The sequence below is a fragment of the Anaerovirgula multivorans genome, assembly GCF_900188145.1.
In the GTDB taxonomy this organism is placed as follows: Bacteria; Bacillota; Clostridia; order Peptostreptococcales; family Natronincolaceae; genus Anaerovirgula; species Anaerovirgula multivorans.
The window spans coordinates 188,146-206,690 of sequence record NZ_FZOJ01000005.1 but is presented as its reverse complement, the minus strand read 5'-3'; the positions used below and the strand labels follow the sequence as shown (position 1 = coordinate 206,690).

Genomic DNA, 18,545 nt, shown 5'->3' with positions numbered 1-18,545 from the left:
AATTTCATCCTATTGTTTAGCTATATTGACAGCTAGTTATAAAAAAATGTCAATTCGTGACATATTATTTATAATTATTAATAAGAAATTAGCATTTTTGTCTAATTATGGATAATCTTTAGTTTTAGTTAATAGTTTCAACATAAGCAACTAACACAAAATCTTTGATTTTGTGTTAGTTGCTTATGTTGAATACAATCTATAATTTTGTGCCAGTCACTTAGTTACTTCATCTAAAGACTACCTTTATACCTTTTCAAGGCAGACTTTCTTCTTTTTAAATTGCGAAAATTGTTATATAATGTAGACAATAAAGCTAATATTCTCATGGACGGTGACTAAAATGAATAGTGAACTTTACAGGATTAAAAAAATTGCAAACGATTTAGGAAAGAATTCTCAACTAACTTCTGAATTAAAGTTACTTCAAGAATTAATAGAATCAACAGAAACTTATAAAAGATATCTGATGGATATATGTAATACACAAAAACCACAAAATAGCGTAGCAAAAGCCAAAAGCTTAGATATTAAAATTGAAAAAATCTCGGAAGAAGTTTTTTTATGTAAGCCTGTTATGGTGAAAAACTATTATGAAGGTGATTACTTAGAAAGATTTTCTGAGATAAGAACTTCTGATTTGAAAACCTGTGGTGCACTTGAGATTCACAATAAATTTTGGACGGCTCACGAGGTTTTTGGTGGTAATATTTTTGCATCAATACCTTTGGAACTGATTAACGACACGCACGCCTCTAAATTACAGCGACTAAATTGGGATAAGGTTCAAGTTGACATTTATGAAATCGAAAGTGGGATTGAATCTAAGGCTTCCAGAGGAGAAATCATTAATACTGTTGAAGGAATGTTTAATCACTATATATTGGTTAGAGAAGTCTACGGTAATGTTTTTATGATATTGCATTATAAAATATAGGGATTAAGAATACAAAAAATCTTTTTCATCCTGCTATAAGGAAAGTATATCTATGCTTTTTATATTCATTCTATTTAAACAAAAGGTGTCCATCACCATCTTTTGTCTATACAATTAAAAATCCACCAGCTTAAGTTGGTGGATTTTTAACGTTGACCTTGATGAACTCCTAATGCTAGATTTTAAGATAATTGAAGCAGTATCTTTTCGGGTGTAGCTGGAAGCTGTCTTATAAAGGAGAAATATGTTGATTTGTACCATATTATGTATTTTCTATTTTCAAAAGTTATATTATAATGTAAAGAATAAAGTAATTGAAAATCAAGAATACCTCAAGAATTAATAAGCTGTATAGAGGTTTTATGATGCAATTTTTTTATGGAACAAATTCCCTTATTCTTTCGTATAACATTATATACAAAAAAATAAGGGTAAAAACAAGGGGGACGAACTATGAAAAAAAAGATGCTCTATGCAATAGGTATTGCAGCTATTTGTAGTACTATGTTTTTCTCAGGAAATATTCCAGCATTTGGGGTACCAGAAACCTTGGTAGAGGAACCAGCTTCGATTGTTGACTATACCGCTGAAAAGAATGTAGAAGAAGTTAAACAGGGGGAATTCAGAGCTACATGGATTTCTACTGTTTATAATTTGGATTGGCCTTCTAAAAAGGGGTTGACGAAGGAGCAACAGCAAGAGGAGTTCACTACCCTCTTAGATCAATTACAGGAAGCTGGCCTGAATGCAGTAATTGTTCAGGTAAAACCAACAGCCGATAGTTTTTATCCCTCTAAATATGGACCTTGGTCTGAATACTTGACTGGTGTACAGGGGGAAAATCCGGGATATGATCCTCTAGCTTTTATGATTGAAGAAGCACATCAACGTAATATGGAGTTTCATGCTTGGTTCAATCCCTACAGAGTTAGTGTGAAGGATGATATAAACTCACTGGCACCAAATCATCCCGCCAAGAACAATCCTTCTTGGGTTGTTTCCTACAGGGAGCAGTTATATTATAATCCTGGCATTCCGGAAGTAAGAGCTTTTGTTAAAGACAGCATCATGGAGGTTGTCAGAAATTATCCTATTGACGGGGTTCATTTAGATGATTATTTTTATCCTTATCCTGTAAAGGATCTGGATTTCCCTGATGATGCTTTATATAAAATTTCAAAGAGACATCCTATGGAAACAAAAGAAGAGTGGCGAAGAAGTAATATTAATGAGTTTATTGAGGACTTATATAACTCTATTAAAAATGAAAAGAGACAGGTTAAATTTGGAGTCAGCCCCTTTGCTGTATGGAGAAACCAGGATATAGACCCTTTAGGTTCAGCTACAAGGGCTGGTGTTACCAGTTATGATAGTCTTTATGCCGATACAAAGCTTTGGGTGGAGGAAGGCTGGTTAGACTATATTGCCCCTCAAATCTATTGGTATTTTGGATATGCTCCTGCTCCCTATGAGGTAGTTTTAAACTGGTGGGCAGAATTAACTCAAGACAAAGACATCCACCTTTATGTTGGACAAGCAGCTTATAAAGCACAGCCAGAAGAAAGTCCTTGGGGAAACCCTTATGAAATATTGAATCAGATAGATTATAATCGCAACATTGGAAGTGCTGAAGGAAGCATATTTTTTAGAGCAAAGTCTATCGTCAATAATCCGTTAAATTTGAAACAAAATTTAAAGTCTACTGTTTATAAAGAACCAGCTCTAACTCCTGAAATGCCATGGCTTAGGAATATAGAGGAAACAATAGAGTAGAGAGATATCAGAGGAAGGGCTATGTAGTTATACTCCATTTGGAGAGGTTTCAATATGAACATGAGATGAAGTTAAGTGCCTGACTGTTTTTTGCATTTTTTCTGCAACACGGCTACCGTGGCTTAAATTACCTAATCACTCTGCATGGCCCTGCAGAGTGATTACTCTTTTCCTTTGTTGGTGTCCTTAATAAGTTAAAAGCCCGGCACCAACACCATTTAGTTCATTAATTTCTTTATTTCAGCTTCTGTAAGGCCTGTTATTTCTATTATTATCTCAATATCTAATGCCTTAGCAACTCCAGATATTGGGAATTTCAAGAGTATTTAGCAACAATTATAACTGATATACCTGAGAAGATATCTCTAAGTTCATCCTGTTATACAATATATATGGATGTATCTTTTAAAGTGTCTATGTATCTATCTCCAACTCGAATTAACGGTTTTGATACATGTTTGGAATTGACAAATATAATTTCCCCTTCTTCTCCAGTATTCAAATAAACTTTGTCTCCTAAGTAATAGTTTGCAATATTCCTTAAAAACACTGATAAATAGTGGGGTGCAAACTTTCCAAAGCTTTCCTTCTCAAAAATCTCCAAAACTTTGAAAGCCGATTCTTTTTCCTTTCCTATTTTACTGGTAACCAGTAAATCATATGTATCTACAATAGCAATAATTTTAGCAAATTCATGAATTTTATCATGCTCTAAGGCAAAAGGATATCCTAAACCATCTTCTCTTTCATGATGCATTAAGATTCCTTGGAGGACCTCCTCATCTATTCCAGGTATTTTCTTTATCATTCTATATCCTACAGCAGGATGAATTTTCTCTTCGTCAGCTTCTTGCTTAGCTCCTTCAAACGTCGTTGTTTTTCCAATATCATGCAACAATCCAGCACAAATCAAATTTTGTATTTTACCCTTCTCCATATCTAGCCATTTACCCATCAAAAAACAAAGTAAGGCTACATTTATACAATGGGTATATAAATGATTATCTGCATTTCTAAAATGCTCAATGGCTTGTAAAATTTTAGTATTGCTATCAAACTGCTTCATTAATACATTTAATGCACAAGTCATTGTATCTAAAGAAACCAATTCCCCTTTTTCTACATCAGCAAGTATGTTCTCCACAACTTTTTTATTCTGTGTGAAAAGTACAGTCTTAGAAGAAGTATCTTCCTTTTTATTGAATTTTATATCTTCCATTTTTTTTATTGGAATTTCCTCTTGCACATTTTTTTCCTCTTCTTCACTATAAACCCACACTTCATTAATTCTCCTTTTTTCTAATTTTTTTTTGATTTGATTATTTAGCAACGTTCCGGCTGATAATATCAGTACCCCTTTATCATTTTTTATACCTGAGGCAAGAATCATGTCTTGGGAAAGCTCTTGAATCCCTTTTTTCGTTTTTTTGTATCTCTCATTCACGTTGGCTCCTCCATTTTTTCAATATAATTCATAAAAAGCACCCTTGTTTATACGCTTTTTTACCTGGACTAGAATAGCAGCTATTTAGATACAAAGAGTTCACCTACTCAACCTTATATTGATCTTTTTTCAAGTGACTCATAATGACCTTTTCCAACGTTTCTTTTCGAAAAGGCTTATGAATAAAATCCGATGCTCCTTTCTTTATTGCTTGTTTTATAGTGCCCTGATCATGCATTGCAGAAATCATAATAATTTTTGACTTTGGGCTGATTTCCAGTACTTTTGAAACAACTTCCAAACCGTTAATTATGGGTATACTTATATCCAGAGTAATTAGGTCTGGTTTAATCAGCGTTGCCTTTTCAATTGCTTGAACACCGTCTTCTGCAAAATATAGGTGCTCATATCCCATTCCCATAATAATATTGCCTAAAAATTCTCTCATGTATCTGCTATCTTCAACAACTAAAATGATAGGGTCTTCCATATAGATGCTCCTTTCTAAACTTTTGAATTTTTTACCTATATGCTATTGAACCCCGCTTTGTTAATCTTCCTAATTTGTTGCTTTCCTTTTAATAAACAATGTTGCTATCAATAAACCTTCAGGCTGCCAACAAAAAACAACCTGAAAGTTTATATCTATCTTAGAATTATTGTATATAAGTGAAAGCATCCGTCAATGTCACCGATTGTTCGTCAGGGTTGACAATTGTGATATCTACTGTACCTTCAACATCAGTTTTTGGCGTGCTCACACGTACTCTGGTACCACTAACATAATAGACCCAGTTGGCTTGTGTAGAACCAAAATATACCTTCGAACCTGATTTAAAACCTGTGCCATAAATATCTATAGTTGAATTGGTATTAATCTTCCCTGTATTAGGTGTAACGGAAGTAATAACAGGCGGTGGGTCCTTTGGCTTTTCATTGTAGACAAAACCATCTGTCAATGTTACAGATTGTCCGTCTGGATTTACAACTGTTACATCTACTGGTCCCGCAACACTGGATTTTGGGTATAACACTCGCAATCTTGAGCTATTATAATAGTAAAAACCAACACATTGTGTTGAACCAATATATACCTTGGAACCGGATGCGAAATTAGTTCCCTTAATATCTACACTAAGACTGGTTTCTACTTCACCATTATTCGGTGTAATAGAGGTGATGGTAGGCTCTGGTGGTTTCGGAGGCTCTGTGTAAGTAAATCCATCTTCTAATGTTCCTGATTCTCCATCTGGATTTATAACTTTCACATCTACTGCCCCCGCACTGCCTTCAGGTGCTGTTACCCGTATTCTGGAACTGTTGAAATAAGATGCTATAGGAGCAACGTTTTCTCCAAATAACACTGTTGCGTTGTTTTTGAAGTTTGTTCCATTAATGAATACTTGGTATCCTCCACTTTCTAAACCGTTATCCGGAGAAACAGAGGTCACTGTAGGAGCAACGGAAGTATAGGTAAATCCATTGACAGCAACAGCTTCTTCATTATCGGTGCTGACAATCTTAACATCCACAGCACCAGCATTTTCCATAGCTGGGGAAATGACTCGTATTTTACTTGAACCAAAATAATAGCTTATAGGTACTTGCTTATCAGCAAAATATACTTTTGCATTAGACTGAATGTTAGATCCCTCGATGATAACATGTGTTCCACCAGTTACTGGCCCATTGTCTGGTGTAATGCTTGTAATAGTTGGAACTACTTTTGGTGGTTCTGTATAAGTGAACCCTTCAGATAAGACAGCTTCTTGTCCGTCAGGATTAACAATCTTAATATCTGTAACACCAGCTGCTCCTGCTGGAACTGTAACTTTTATCTTATTTTTGTTATAATAGAAGGTAATAGGTGCTTTAGTATTTCCAAAGTAAACGGATGCATTGGATTTGATATGATCTCCATTGATTTCAGCCGTATATCCCCCAGATACTAAGCCTGTGTCTGGCGTCACTGATGAAATCACCGGTGCCGGTTCTCCAGGCGGTGATAAATAGGTAAATCCATTCTGCAGAACCCCCGATTGTCCGTCTCCATTGATTACCTTCACATCTATTGGCCCTGCTTCTTCAACAGAAGGAGCTAGGACACGAAGTTTTGTACTGTTAAAGTAAAAAAACCCGTTAGCCTGCTTATCACCAAAGAATACCTTTGCAGAAGGCTGGAAGTTGCTACCATAAATTTCTACAAAGATTCCTCCAGTAACCAATCCTGTGTCTGGAGAAACAGAAGTCACTGTAACTTCTGGAAGACCTTCATAAGTAAAACCTCCAATTGCTGTTACCTTTGTACCATCTGTATTTATCAATTCTATATCTACCGGACCCGTCACTAATGACGCAGGGGTAGTTGCATTTACAGAAGAATTACTATTAAATACATTTACATTTGATGCTAATTGGTCTCCAAATTTCACCTGCATACCTGGCATAAAATATTGTCCATCTATTCTTACCTGTGTTCCACCAGTTATAGGGCCTTTCTCAGGATTAATTTTTGTAATAATAGGATCTGCCCAATAACTGTACTCTGCCGTAGCAAACTGTCCATCTGTATTGCTTAGTTTAACAGTAACAGCACCCTGTTTACCCGATGGAGCCGTAACGCTGACCTTTGTCTCATCGATAAATACAACATTGGTAGCTCGCTTACTACCAAAATCCACCACTAAATCAGGTCTGAAATAATTTCCGTTAATTATAACGGTTTCTCCTCCATCTACATGTCCTTTGTCATTTTCTAGTGAAGTGATAATAGGAGAGTGTTGATTTACAGTAATTTTGGGTATCGTAATGTTTGAGGTGGTTTCAGTGCCTGTATAGTCCAAGTAACTAATGGTAGAATTTGCAGCTACATTGAGGCTTCCTGTCTTAGCATCCTGTTTGTGCCGAATTTTATAGGTGAAAATAAGCTCTTCGTCTTTTAGTTCATGAAAATTCCAGGTTAATGTATTACCTTCAACAGAAGGCTTTGGAATATTGTGATTATAAGAATCCGGTACAATCTCAAATTCTGGTGCGACAGTATCTGTCACTATTACATTATAAGCACTGGCTCTACCAATTTCCTGAACAATTCTGGCATAGATTTCCGCCAATCCTACAGATCCCAGCACAAAATGATGATGCTGTGCAGTAGTTGCCATTTCTTTTAATAGATTATTAGGTCCACTGGTTTCTGGATTTGTTCCCTCAGTAAGCAAGGCAATGGTATAGAAAACAATTCCATCCTCTTTTGCTACTGCTGCTGCTTCTTTTGCATAGGCATATGGAGTTTCCTTATCCTGAGAATTTTTTCGTGGTATTGTGGCATCTCCATCGGTTAAGATAACAATAACCGGTTGAGCCTCTCCCCTTTTATCCTTTAGCAGATCAATCGCTGCATAAATAGCATCTCCTGTTGCAGTACCACCGTCGGCTTTAATGGCATCAATATATTCCTTCCCACTGCTCCCATCGGTAGTCAATGGAAAAGTGCCTATTTTATTTACATCACTGTAGTCCACAACGCCAACACGATGTTTTGTAAAATCCATTAGATCAATAAAGCCTTGGGCTGCTTCTTTTGCAAAAGCCATTTTATCTTCTCCGTTGTTTTCTTCATAAGTTGGTTTCATGCTTCCAGACTTATCTAGTATAAGAATTACGTCATTAGGCAAAATTACATTTGTTGGTTCTATTCCTTTAATGGATAAGGCTATTTCCGCTTCTTCACCAACATAGATTGATGTAGGATTTACATATTTTGCTGTTGAAACATAATTAGTTGAAGCATATGATACCGTTCCGGAAGCCAATGCTGTAAATAAAAAAACAAATGACAATAAAATGCTTAATCCTTTTTTAAACATCTTCATTCTCAAACCACCTTTCTTTTTGATTTCAAATTGTACCTGTGGCGAACAAATATTTGCTATAAAGGTAGGCCTTTATAATCAAATTCTAAATTTAAATAATAACCTTCCTAAGGTTTTGCCCATGAAGGACTCCTACAACGGATTCCAATGTCAATTAAGGAGGATGCACACTGCATCCTCCTTTGACCCCACAATTATCTTAATAATTGAAGCACTGATTGAGGTGCTTGATTTCCCTGTGCCAGCATCGCAGTTGCAGCTTGGATTAATACATTGTTTTTAGTAAATTCCATCATTTCTTTTGCCATATCTGCATCTCTAATTCTTGATTCTGCTGCTTGAAGGTTTTCTGCAGCATTGTCCAAATTGTTGATGGTATGCTCTAGTCTGTTTTGAACTGCACCTAAGTTTGATCTTACCATGGAAACTTGTTCAACAGCTGTGTCAATAGCTGTTATTGCAGCTGTAGCATTGGCATAAGTATCTACATTCAAAGCGCCTATCCCTAAACTCCCGCTGTCCATAGCTGTGAAATTAATAATTAATCCATTTGCTGCCGGATCAGCATTAGCACCTATTTGTAAATTTATATCTGTTATAGAACCATCTAATAACTTTTTCTTATTGAATTCTGTAGCATTTGCAATTCTATCTATTTCTACTGTCAGAGATGAAAGTTCTTGTGTTATTGCTGTTCTGTCTTCTGTTTCATTGGTATCATTTGCTGCCTGTACGGATAATTCTCTCATTCTTTGTAGTATTGAATGTACTTCATTTAAATTTCCTTCAACAGTTTGGATTAATGATATACCATCTTGTGCATTTCTGGAGGCTTGATTTAAGCCTCTAATCTGTCCCCTCATTTTTTCTGAGATAGATAGACCTGCAGCATCATCTCCAGCTCTATTGATTCTAAAACCAGATGATAATTTTTCTAAACTCTTGCTTTGTAATCCCGTGTTCATGCCTAATTGTCTGTGTGCATTCATTGACATTAAATTGTTGTTAATTCTCATGATTTTTTCCCTCCTGGTTTTTTTAAAATGAACTTCCTTTTTCATTTACATGTATTTTTTGTTTATATACTAAGCCTAATGGTCACTTGGCTTATCCATAACAAACTAACTTAATAATTGAAGCACTGATTCAGGTGCTTGATTTCCCTGTGCCAGCATCGCAGTTGCAGCTTGGATTAATACATTGTTTTTAGTAAATTCCATCATTTCTTTTGCCATATCTGCATCTCTAATTCTTGATTCTGCTGCTTGAAGGTTTTCTGCAGCATTGTCCAAATTGTTGATGGTATGCTCTAGTCTGTTTTGAACTGCACCTAAGTTTGATCTTACCATGGAAACTTGTTCAACAGCTGTGTCAATAGCTGTTATTGCAGCTGTAGCATTGGCATAAGTATCTACATTCAAAGCGCCTATCCCTAAACTCCCGCTGTCCATAGCTGTGAAATTAATAATTAATCCATTTGCTGCTGGATCAGCATTAGCACCTATTTGTAAATTTATATCTGTTATAGAACCATCTAATAACTTTTTCTTATTGAATTCTGTAGCATTTGCAATTCTATCTATTTCTACTGTCAGAGATGAAAGTTCTTGTGTTATTGCTGTTCTGTCTTCTGTTTCATTGGTATCATTTGCTGCCTGTACGGATAATTCTCTCATTCTTTGTAGTATTGAATGTACTTCATTTAAATTTCCTTCAACAGTTTGGATTAATGATATACCATCTTGTGCATTTCTAGAGGCTTGATTTAAGCCTCTAATCTGTCCCCTCATTTTTTCTGAGATAGATAGACCTGCAGCATCATCTCCAGCTCTATTGATTCTAAAACCAGATGATAATTTTTCTAAACTCTTGCTTTGTAATCCCGTGTTCATGCCTAATTGTCTGTGTGCATTCATTGACATTAAATTGTTGTTAATTCTCATGACTTTTTCCCTCCTGGATTTTTTAAAATGAACTTCCTTTTTCATTTACATGTATTTTTTGTTTATATACTAAGCCTAATGACCACTCGGCTTATCCACAATAAAGCTAGCAATAAAATGAGACTTAATTCAGAGGGAGTTTTTACTCCCACTGAATTGTAGCCGAATTTACTTCGAGGATGTAGTGCTTGATCTCCCGCTTGAAAAAGCGGGAGTCTTAGCAATACACCGAAGGATAAAAATAAGTAATTAAAACAAAAATGAGCTAACAAGTCTTTATTTCTCCGCTTCCTGCAGAGAAACTATAAAGACGTTAGCTCATCCCTGAATATTTAGTTTATAAGACTATTTAGATAAGTTGCATGAAGAAGATGTTTTGATGTCCAATAATTCTCCTCTTATTACCGGTATTTCTTTAGGAGCTTCTATAGACAATCTCAAGTCTCCTTCCTTACTTTTTACTACTTGAACCTTTATATTATCTCCAATCAAAACATATTCTCCAGGTCTTCTTCCTAGGACTAACATTTTAATTCCCCCCTTAAGTTCAATAGATAGTTTTGAAAAAAAAAAAAATGAGCTATAAATCTTCACTTGGTTTGCTTCCTGCTAACCTAGTGAAGATAAATTTAGCTCATCCATGACCCAAGTTTACCTCTACCAGTATTTACTTTTTATATTTATATTACTTCTATATAAAACTCAATTTTGACATAGTTTCTCATACTACTTTTATAGGAACTCCAATGCTGTAGTTCCTATAAAATAGGATATTCTTAAACTAAAAAAATGAGCTACAAATCTTCACCGAGTTTGCTTCCTGCTAACCAGTGAAGATAAATTCAGCTCATCCATGACCTAAGTTTATCCCTTATTATTATTATTTTATTTTTAATTTTATACTCATAATATATATCGCAATTCTGCTATGGAGTATATATAGGTCTTAGGCATTATATATTCAACTGCAATTCTAGAAAAGAAGTATTTATCATTCTCATTTCTACTCTGTCCTATTGATTATTTGCTGTTTTGAAAATTCCATACCTGAACCGATAATTATTGGTTTTCATATAAAATATTTTAAAAATATTTGTCCTCTTTCTATTTCTTCGTTTCTAATTCAAAATGATTCTTGCACGTTGGAATTTTTTTTTAACTGTTTTGGGGCTCTTTTCAATACATTCTCCTCTTTTTATAGATAAATGCTTTGGTGCATCAATAGCCAACCGCAAATCATGTTTTTTACTCTTGACTATATGAATCCTAATATTTTCTCCTATCATAGCATACTCACCATTTTTTATTCCTATCACTAACATTTTATCTCCTCCTTGAGAATATTTATCTAACTTTCGCCTCATTGTCAGAGGTCGGGATTGAATTACTCCTTTATCTTCAATCCTGTTCATAATGTTTTTCTCTATAGCTTTATTCTACTCTCTCTTTTCCATTTTAGTAATTATCAATACAGGTATATTTGTTTTCTTTATTTTAAGTTTTAAATTTATAGCTCTAATATTTTTTGTTTGCCTATACCTTACTTTTTATGCTTAATCAGCAGCTTCAGTATTTATATTTTTTCTTCTTTTGAATATAGCTATTAAGTATCTTTACAATATTCTTTAATAATAATTTCAAACATTCTAATTATCTATCAAACCTATGGGTGGACTTTACATTTTTATCCTATGTATTCGATATCTACTTTCATATCATAACGTAGTACATTACATGCTATAGCCTATCCATGGTTCTCTTTTTATTAGCTTCAACCCCCTCATTTTTTTGAGTTTACTATACATTGTATAGATCAAAATAATTATCTTCTTTGTAAATTCCCTATAAAAAAACCTTTTTGCTCACTGCTAATCAAATTGCTCTGAGAATTATTGTATAGAACAAACATATCTATTTCAATATTATAATTAGAAAATAAGGTCATTTTACTATACCTTTATCACTTACAAGCTAGCAATTAAATGCTTGTAAAATGATAAATTATACATTTTTATACAGGATATGGTAATATTCTACCTTTAATTTTAGTATTCTGTACCCATTTCCTGAATTAATTTCCTGTTGAATTGAGTAACTTATAAACTCAGTTTGATAGGCTACAAAGCTCTTTGACTCAAATAAAATCAAATCGTTGATTATTCTACTAAGTAAACCTTAAACTATAGACATTTAAAAATAAAAACAAAACCTCTAATTATATTGCTCTAGAGGGCACCCGGCGTCGCTTGCACGAAAATGGCAGTATATATTTTTTGTCGCAGTCTTCACATTTGACTCTGGCAAAACCAAAGTGTGGATCACCACAGTCCAGATACCTGTTAATTACATCCTGAAGTTTTCGTGATTTTCAAAAGCATACTTCAATCATATATCAAAGGAGAAGATAGAAATTAAATTATTATGTTCCCAGAATGTATAGATGATTATATCCTAGAAGATAACCCAGTAAGAGTAATAGATGTATTTGTGGAAACATTTAGAAAAAAGGAAACCAGTACTGGTATAAAGCACTGGTTCGTTGCAGAAATGTTATTATTTTTTAATTGTTTTATGAAGATGTTTTTATTTTTGAGGTTTTACTGTATTTATTCATCTTCTAGGGTTTTTGAGAATTAGTAGTAATATCTGTTAATGTCCCCACTATTCTTATAGGCTTATCTTCATGATTTCTTTCCGTAATCTGCCCCTTTGAGACAATCCATTTATAATTACCATCTCTATCTTTTATACGGTATTCATTATGGTAAAATATAATATTTCCGTTTAAATATTTTGTCATTTCCTCCATTACTCCCTTACGGTCGTCTGGATGGATTCTATTTAAATATTCTTTAGTATCACCAATAAACTCATTTGCTTCAAACCCAAGTAAGCTTTTATAAGCTTTTGAAAAGTAAACTTGATTATTCTCTATGTTCCAATCCCAAACGATCTGATCGGTTCCTTCAATAGCATATTTCCAACGTTTCTCGTTTTCTCTTGTTAAATTTTCTTTTTGCTGCAATTTATCATATTGGTCTCTCAACTCCTCCAAAGTAGCTATTAACATTTTCTGAGAAGCCTCTAAATCTTCATTTGCTGCATAGACTTCTGCTTGTGATTCCAAAAGCTTCAGTTCTTTCAGTCCCATTTCCCCTAATATTTCTGCAAAGCTGCAAAGGTAACACATAATATGCTTCAATCTCTCTTCCTCAATTACTGGAACTTCTAGCAAAACCTTTACATATTCAGATTCATTAAATCCAAATTCTTTAGCTTGTTTAATAAAGAACCCTAAATCAGGCTTATCTAATAACAATTGACCAGTAAATATGTTAGCAATATGTTTTCCCTGAACAACAACAGGAGCTACAGCATCAATTAATCCATTTTGACATTTATAAATTCGATAATTTTTATTATCAACCAACATCTTGCTAATATGAGTATCGCTCTCAATACATCTACTTCTTGATTTTAAATTGGCTCGATGGAATTTAGTACATATCTCTCTCCAACCTGAAGCAGTTAAAATATTTCCTTCCAGGTCAAGTGTTGCAGTGAGAATTCCCGTTGCTTTATAGAAAAGATTCGTTAGTTCCTGAATTTTAGAAATATCAACAAGATCTGTAAACTTATATTCCATACTGACCCTCCCTGAAATAATTATTTATCACAATAATATTTCTATCTATTTCTCTATGACAGCAACATTAACCAATATATCTTCAATAAACCTCAAAGCCTCAGTTGTATTTCTTACTTCAGCTGGTTTGCTTTCTTTTCTACTTCTCATTATTCTCCATATCTACCGAATATCCTTCCTATGATTTTATAAGAAAAATACAAATATAGTCCTACGGAAAAAAATAGATTCTATTTTTTTCCGTAGGACTATAGAGTTCCATTCATTTATTTTACTATTTTCTATTTTTGTTGGCCTAGATAGATGGTATGTCCAATGAAATTGTCTTCTAAATCTTTCCAGAATTGATTTTTAATGATTTCTGGGTAAACGGGTACACTTGTTTCTTCAATTTCTTGTTTAGAATAAAATCTAGATTCAACAATATGCTGTTCTTCCATTTCAGGATCGATTCCTGTTTTTATACTGAAATTGTCTATATGAGCAGTGAAAAACAAAGCAATATGATGTATATCATTCTCTTGATCCAAGTATTCTCTTACATAAATTAATCGTTCCGGAGTACAGTCTACTATACATTCTTCATAGACTTCTCTTTTCAATGCATCTGTAGCACTTTCACCAGGCTCCAGGCCTCCACCGGGGGGCATTAACCATGCTTCCTTTGTATTTGGATTCCTGTGGAATACTAAAAGTAGCTCTTTTTTTGGATTCATAATTATTGCAGCAGCTCTTACTCTACATATCATTTCACTCACCCTTATCCTTTATTTGTAAAATTAGTAATCATTTATATTATAATAGTTCACGGGAAATTCTATCAAGATGCAATATACGCTTTATTCCCGTGGAAATAGCTTAAGCCCATAGCATAATACTATGGGCTACATGAGTTTAAATAGAACATTATTTAGGCAAATGAATAGCGGTATTATGAACAGCGTGGGCCGCTTCATGGAGGGATTCTCCTACTGTAGGATGTGCATGGATTGTTGTTATTATTTCTTCAATGGTAGCTTCCAATCTTAAAGCAAGTGCCCCTTCTACAATTAATTCCGTTGCCCTCGGTCCTGCCATATGAAGTCCTAGAATCTCTTCTGTTTTTGCATCCACTACGTATTTTACCGTGCCGTCAGTTTCTCCCATAATGAGGGATTTGCCGTTTGCATATAGTGGAAATCTTCCTGTTTTTACTTCATATCCCTGTTCTTTTGCCTGTTTTTCTGTCATTCCCACCGCCGCTAATTCCGGTTTGGTATATACTGCATAGGGAATTGTTCTAAAATCAATTTTTGAAGCTTTTCCCATGATTCCTTCGACAGCAACTACGCCTTCTGCTGAAGCCACATGTGCCAGCATTATTTCTCCTCTGCAATCTCCAATTGCATAGATATTACTGGTATTTGTTTGGAATCTTTTATTTGTGATAATTTTGCCTCTATTTAACTTGACGCCGATTTTTTCTAATCCCATATTTTCAGTGACAGGCTTCCTTCCTACGGATAACAATACTTTTTCCACTTCAAATGATTTGTTTCCTTCTTTAGACACTGTATTTACCTTTAAGCCTGTTTTGATTTTTTCAATGCTTTCTACTTTTGTGTCTGTATATATGTCTACCCCTGAATTTTTTAATACTTCCACTAGATAAGCAGTAACGTCTTGGTCCATTGTAGCCACAATATTAGGGAGAGCTTCAATCATTGTCACCTTTGTTCCTATGCTGCTATAGACACTGGCAAATTCGCTTCCGATGACACCTCCACCTATCACCAGCAGGCTTTTAGGAATCTTATCTAATGAAAGGGCTTCATCACTTGTAATAACCCCTTCTAAATCAGCTCCTGGTATTGGAACAATAAAAGGTTTTGATCCTGTAGCGATAATTGCATAATCAAAATCTACCGTTACTTTTTTTCCTTCCACCTGACGGACCTCTATCTTATTGGTGTTAAGAAAATACCCTTCCCCCATAATAACTTCTATTTTATTTGATTTTAAAAGCATATTGACTCCGCCCACTAGCTGGTTTATCACTTCTTTTTTTCTTAGCTGTAGTTTTTTCCAGTCAATGTCTATCTTTTCAATCTTTATGCCTAAATCCTCTGCTTCTCTCTGTAAAGTAGTATACAGTTCAGCTGTATGGAGTAATACTTTTGTAGGAATACATCCAACATTTAGACAAGTGCCCCCAATATATTTCTTTTCTACAAGGGTAACTTCCGCCCCCAGCTGCGCTGCCCTGATAGCTGCTACATAACCTCCAGGACCTCCCCCAACCACAACGATTCTCATCTTTTTTCCCCCTATAATAATAATATCTCTGGTTTTTCAATAGTTTCTTTCATTTTTGCCAAGAATTGAGCAGCTACAGCTCCATCGACTACCCTATGATCAGCTGTTAAACTTAGATTCATTAATGGCTTAATTACTGTTTGGCCATTTACTGCAACAGGTGTTTCCGTAATCGTATTAACGCCTAGTATAGCTACTTCCGGTTGGTTTATAATTGGTGAAAAGGATTCTATTCCATACATTCCAAGGTTCGTAATGGTAAAGGTGCCCCCTGTCATATCATCTTGACTCAATTCATTATTTCTTGCCTTTTCCGCCAATTCTTTGACTTCACTTGAAATCTGTTTTAATCCCTTTGTATTAGCGTATTTAACAACTGGTACAACGAGTCCCTCTTCTAGAGCTACCGCAACACCTATGTTTGCGTAATTGCGGGTAATAATCCCATCATTTTCAATGCTGCTGTTTAGATATGGAAATTCCAACAGAGTTGTTGCAATAATTTTAATTAATAGATCTGTAAAAGTAATTTTACAGATATCCTTTAATTGACTCCTAATTTCTTTTAATCTTGTAACATCCGCCCTTATATCAAAAGTAACTGTTGGTGACATCCTCCAACTATCGGACATCCTACTGGAAATTATTTTTCTCATCTGGCTCATGGGAATTTTTGTTTCCACTGGATTTGTTTGAACTGCTGTATTTTTATCCTTTAGATAATTATATACATCTTCCTTCATAATTCTAGCATCTTTTCTAATTTCCGATAAATCTACCTTCAAAGCATCTGCAGTTTTTTCAGCCATTGGAGATGCTTTCACTTTTTTTGCAGAATCATTTATATAAGCTTCTACATCTTCAAGTGTTATTCTTCCATTAGGACCTGTGGCGGTAACAAGATAAAGATCTATGTTATTTTCTTCGGCTAATTTTTTTGCCACAGGAGAAGCTTTGATCCGCCCGTTACTTTTCTGTGTTTCTATTGGCTTTCTCTCAGCATTTTCTTTACTTGCTGCTATACTAATTTTTTCAACATCTTTTTTATCTGATTCTCCTATTAAAGAAGATATATCTTCATTTGCATCGACAATGATGGCCACTGGTTTTAAACAAGCTACAACATCACCCTCCTCCACCAATAATTTCCTTACGATGCCACTTTCTGTTGCTTCTACTTCATTTGTCAATTTATCTGTGGCAACATCAAACAGTACTTCCCCAGCATCAATTACATCTCCTTCTCCCTTATACCATTTAGTCAATGTACCTTCTGTCATTGTTAATCCTAATTTGGGCATTGTTACTACTTTAGCCATTTTAATCCTCCTCTATGCTATAGATAAACAATTTTAAACTTTAATTGCACTCTGTGAAAGTGACTGACAGCAAATCAAAGATTTGGGTCATCTACTTTTGATATACATAGTCTACGGTTTCGTCCAAAACTATGGGCTGTAAATGTAGCCTTTAGTATATCAAAATTTCACCTTGTATAAGCGACTGACATGAAATCATAGATTTCAGTCATCTGCTTAAGTTCTGTAGTTGGTTACCCATATACACTTGTATTTATAGAATTTGATTTCTATCACTTATCTGTTAAAAAATCCATTTTTTTGAGCATCTTCCAATGCCTTTTTTATATTTACACGAAAGGGCCCACCCCTCGTTATTTTAAAGATTATCTTTTCATTTTTTTGAAAGGGTATTTCTCTTTCGCCATCCACAGCAATCATACCATTTGATTTTGCCTCATAAACATATGCTTCATTGAGGTTTAAAATTGTAGGTTCGTCCATATAAACTTCTTTTATTAGCCCTGCCGCTATTGGTGCAATAATAGCATACCGATCTTCTGTTAAATCAACAGAGGCCCCAAAATCATCATCTTCTTTTATTATTGTTTTACATCCTACTATAGAGGAAAACCCTATAGATGCAGGATGGGCTTTTGATACAATTATTTTTATGATATCCTCCATATTCCAAATTGCTTTAGAACCAACAAATAAATTTTTTGATATTACCGCATCAATTAATGCAATATCCGTCAATTCTTTATTTTTATAGATCTCTATTTTTTTATCTTTTCTGCCTATCCTATCTTTAGAATGCTTTCCAGAAGCAACTACAGCTGCAGCCATTCCAGCCACAGTTCCTTCAACCATTTCAGGATAAACATTATTGGTGCCTGTTGATATGCTGATTAATGGCGTATTTTTTATTGCCTTAGCTGCAGCTCTGTTCGTACCATCTCCACCTAGTACAATCATACAGCCTATCTTCATTTCCTCCATCATCTTTGCTGCATTGATGGTATCCTGTAAATTTGCACTAAGTTGCATAGCTAAAACCTCTATTTCACTTGTCAGTTCCTTTGAGTAACATAAACTGTCGATGGCTTTATAGCCTATATTAAAGGTATCTGGCATAATGTAGATGTTTTTCACACCACATTGCTGAGCTCCCAATATAATCCGCTTAACAATATTTACCTTTTCATGATTATCAATCACTGTTGCATGGGAAACAAGTCTCCTTATGTCCTTACCTGATGCAGGGTTAGCAATGATTCCTATGCTTGACATATCTCATCACCCTTTTAAAGGGGTAACGTAAGTTACCCCTATTG

General features: G+C 34.6%; 14 protein-coding genes and 1 pseudogene. 2 read left to right on the top strand and 13 right to left on the bottom strand.

Translation table 11 applies throughout. The annotated features are described in order from the left end of the window. Nucleotides 1–343: 343 nt before the first annotated feature. Together CHB72_RS07225 and CHB72_RS07220 are read left to right on the top strand one after the other, a co-directional pair. Nucleotides 344–937 (top strand): hypothetical protein, encoded by a 594-nt coding sequence (locus CHB72_RS07225; protein WP_089282206.1) that lies wholly within the window; start codon nt 344–346, stop codon nt 935–937. 453 nt (nt 938–1,390) lie between these two features. Then, a complete protein-coding gene (locus CHB72_RS07220) occupies nt 1,391–2,710 on the top strand; it encodes a glycoside hydrolase family 10 protein (protein WP_089282205.1) in 1,320 nt (439 codons plus the stop codon). Between the two features lie 379 nt (nt 2,711–3,089). On the opposite strand, the gene CHB72_RS07215 is transcribed toward CHB72_RS07220, so the two are convergent. The 13 genes and pseudogenes from CHB72_RS07215 to CHB72_RS07150 all read right to left on the bottom strand — a co-directional run bounded on the left by CHB72_RS07215 (nt 3,090) and on the right by CHB72_RS07150 (nt 18,501). Further along, nucleotides 3,090–4,154, bottom strand: a complete 1,065-nt coding sequence (locus CHB72_RS07215; RefSeq protein ID WP_089282204.1) for an HD-GYP domain-containing protein — start codon at nt 4,152–4,154, stop codon at nt 3,090–3,092. 103 nt (nt 4,155–4,257) lie between these two features. Then, a complete protein-coding gene (locus CHB72_RS07210; RefSeq protein WP_089282203.1) occupies nt 4,258–4,644 on the bottom strand; it encodes a response regulator in 387 nt (128 codons plus the stop codon). Between the two features lie 166 nt (nt 4,645–4,810). Then, the gene (locus CHB72_RS07205; RefSeq protein WP_089282202.1) at nt 4,811–8,026 is read right to left on the bottom strand and encodes an IPT/TIG domain-containing protein; all 3,216 of its coding nucleotides are present in this window, start codon (nt 8,024–8,026) and stop codon (nt 4,811–4,813) included. Nucleotides 8,027–8,220: 194 nt separating this feature from the next. Further along, nucleotides 8,221–9,042: a flagellin N-terminal helical domain-containing protein gene (locus tag CHB72_RS07200; RefSeq protein ID WP_089282201.1), complete on the bottom strand. Its 822-nt coding sequence runs from the start codon at nt 9,040–9,042 to the stop codon at nt 8,221–8,223. 105 nt (nt 9,043–9,147) lie between these two features. After that, a complete protein-coding gene (locus CHB72_RS07195) occupies nt 9,148–9,969 on the bottom strand; it encodes a flagellin N-terminal helical domain-containing protein (RefSeq protein WP_089282200.1) in 822 nt (273 codons plus the stop codon). A 345-nt stretch (nt 9,970–10,314) separates the two neighbouring features. Beyond that, nucleotides 10,315–10,497 carry a carbon storage regulator gene (locus CHB72_RS07190; RefSeq protein ID WP_089282199.1) on the bottom strand — a complete coding sequence of 61 codons (183 nt, stop codon included), beginning with the start codon at nt 10,495–10,497 and terminating at the stop codon, nt 10,315–10,317. A gap of 590 nt (nt 10,498–11,087) precedes the next feature. Then, the gene (locus CHB72_RS07185; RefSeq protein WP_089282198.1) at nt 11,088–11,291 is read right to left on the bottom strand and encodes a carbon storage regulator; all 204 of its coding nucleotides are present in this window, start codon (nt 11,289–11,291) and stop codon (nt 11,088–11,090) included. A gap of 893 nt (nt 11,292–12,184) precedes the next feature. After that, nucleotides 12,185–12,316, bottom strand: a pseudogene (locus tag CHB72_RS28230) (transposase zinc-binding domain-containing protein); the annotation flags it as partial. 270 nt (nt 12,317–12,586) lie between these two features. Continuing rightward, the gene (locus CHB72_RS07170; protein ID WP_089282196.1) at nt 12,587–13,615 is read right to left on the bottom strand and encodes a PocR ligand-binding domain-containing protein; all 1,029 of its coding nucleotides are present in this window, start codon (nt 13,613–13,615) and stop codon (nt 12,587–12,589) included. 281 nt (nt 13,616–13,896) lie between these two features. After that, a complete protein-coding gene (locus CHB72_RS07165; protein ID WP_089282195.1) occupies nt 13,897–14,364 on the bottom strand; it encodes an NUDIX domain-containing protein in 468 nt (155 codons plus the stop codon). A 157-nt stretch (nt 14,365–14,521) separates the two neighbouring features. After that, nucleotides 14,522–15,910, bottom strand: coding sequence for a dihydrolipoyl dehydrogenase (gene lpdA / locus CHB72_RS07160; protein WP_089282194.1), 1,389 nt, complete (start codon nt 15,908–15,910; stop codon nt 14,522–14,524). 11 nt (nt 15,911–15,921) lie between these two features. After that, nucleotides 15,922–17,229 (bottom strand): dihydrolipoamide acetyltransferase family protein, encoded by a 1,308-nt coding sequence (locus CHB72_RS07155; protein WP_089282193.1) that lies wholly within the window; start codon nt 17,227–17,229, stop codon nt 15,922–15,924. 276 nt (nt 17,230–17,505) lie between these two features. Next, nucleotides 17,506–18,501 (bottom strand): ATP-NAD kinase family protein, encoded by a 996-nt coding sequence (locus CHB72_RS07150; RefSeq protein ID WP_089282192.1) that lies wholly within the window; start codon nt 18,499–18,501, stop codon nt 17,506–17,508. Nucleotides 18,502–18,545 lie beyond the last annotated feature (44 nt).

What these genes read in the sequence shown, in the direction of transcription:
- lpdA (WP_089282194.1), bottom strand. Translation starts at nt 15,910, where the DNA reads ATGAGAATCGTTGTGGTTGGGGGAGGTCCTGGAGGTTATGTAGCAGCT.
- CHB72_RS07155 (WP_089282193.1), bottom strand. Translation starts at nt 17,229, where the DNA reads ATGGCTAAAGTAGTAACAATGCCCAAATTAGGATTAACAATGACAGAA.
- CHB72_RS07190 (WP_089282199.1), bottom strand. Translation starts at nt 10,497, where the DNA reads ATGTTAGTCCTAGGAAGAAGACCTGGAGAATATGTTTTGATTGGAGAT.
- CHB72_RS07165 (WP_089282195.1), bottom strand. Translation starts at nt 14,364, where the DNA reads ATGATATGTAGAGTAAGAGCTGCTGCAATAATTATGAATCCAAAAAAA.
- CHB72_RS07225 (WP_089282206.1), top strand. Translation starts at nt 344, where the DNA reads ATGAATAGTGAACTTTACAGGATTAAAAAAATTGCAAACGATTTAGGA.
- CHB72_RS07220 (WP_089282205.1), top strand. Translation starts at nt 1,391, where the DNA reads ATGAAAAAAAAGATGCTCTATGCAATAGGTATTGCAGCTATTTGTAGT.
- CHB72_RS07170 (WP_089282196.1), bottom strand. Translation starts at nt 13,615, where the DNA reads ATGGAATATAAGTTTACAGATCTTGTTGATATTTCTAAAATTCAGGAA.
- CHB72_RS07210 (WP_089282203.1), bottom strand. Translation starts at nt 4,644, where the DNA reads ATGGAAGACCCTATCATTTTAGTTGTTGAAGATAGCAGATACATGAGA.
- CHB72_RS07205 (WP_089282202.1), bottom strand. Translation starts at nt 8,026, where the DNA reads ATGAAGATGTTTAAAAAAGGATTAAGCATTTTATTGTCATTTGTTTTT.
- CHB72_RS07200 (WP_089282201.1), bottom strand. Translation starts at nt 9,042, where the DNA reads ATGAGAATTAACAACAATTTAATGTCAATGAATGCACACAGACAATTA.
- CHB72_RS07150 (WP_089282192.1), bottom strand. Translation starts at nt 18,501, where the DNA reads ATGTCAAGCATAGGAATCATTGCTAACCCTGCATCAGGTAAGGACATA.
- CHB72_RS07195 (WP_089282200.1), bottom strand. Translation starts at nt 9,969, where the DNA reads ATGAGAATTAACAACAATTTAATGTCAATGAATGCACACAGACAATTA.
- CHB72_RS07185 (WP_089282198.1), bottom strand. Translation starts at nt 11,291, where the DNA reads ATGTTAGTGATAGGAATAAAAAATGGTGAGTATGCTATGATAGGAGAA.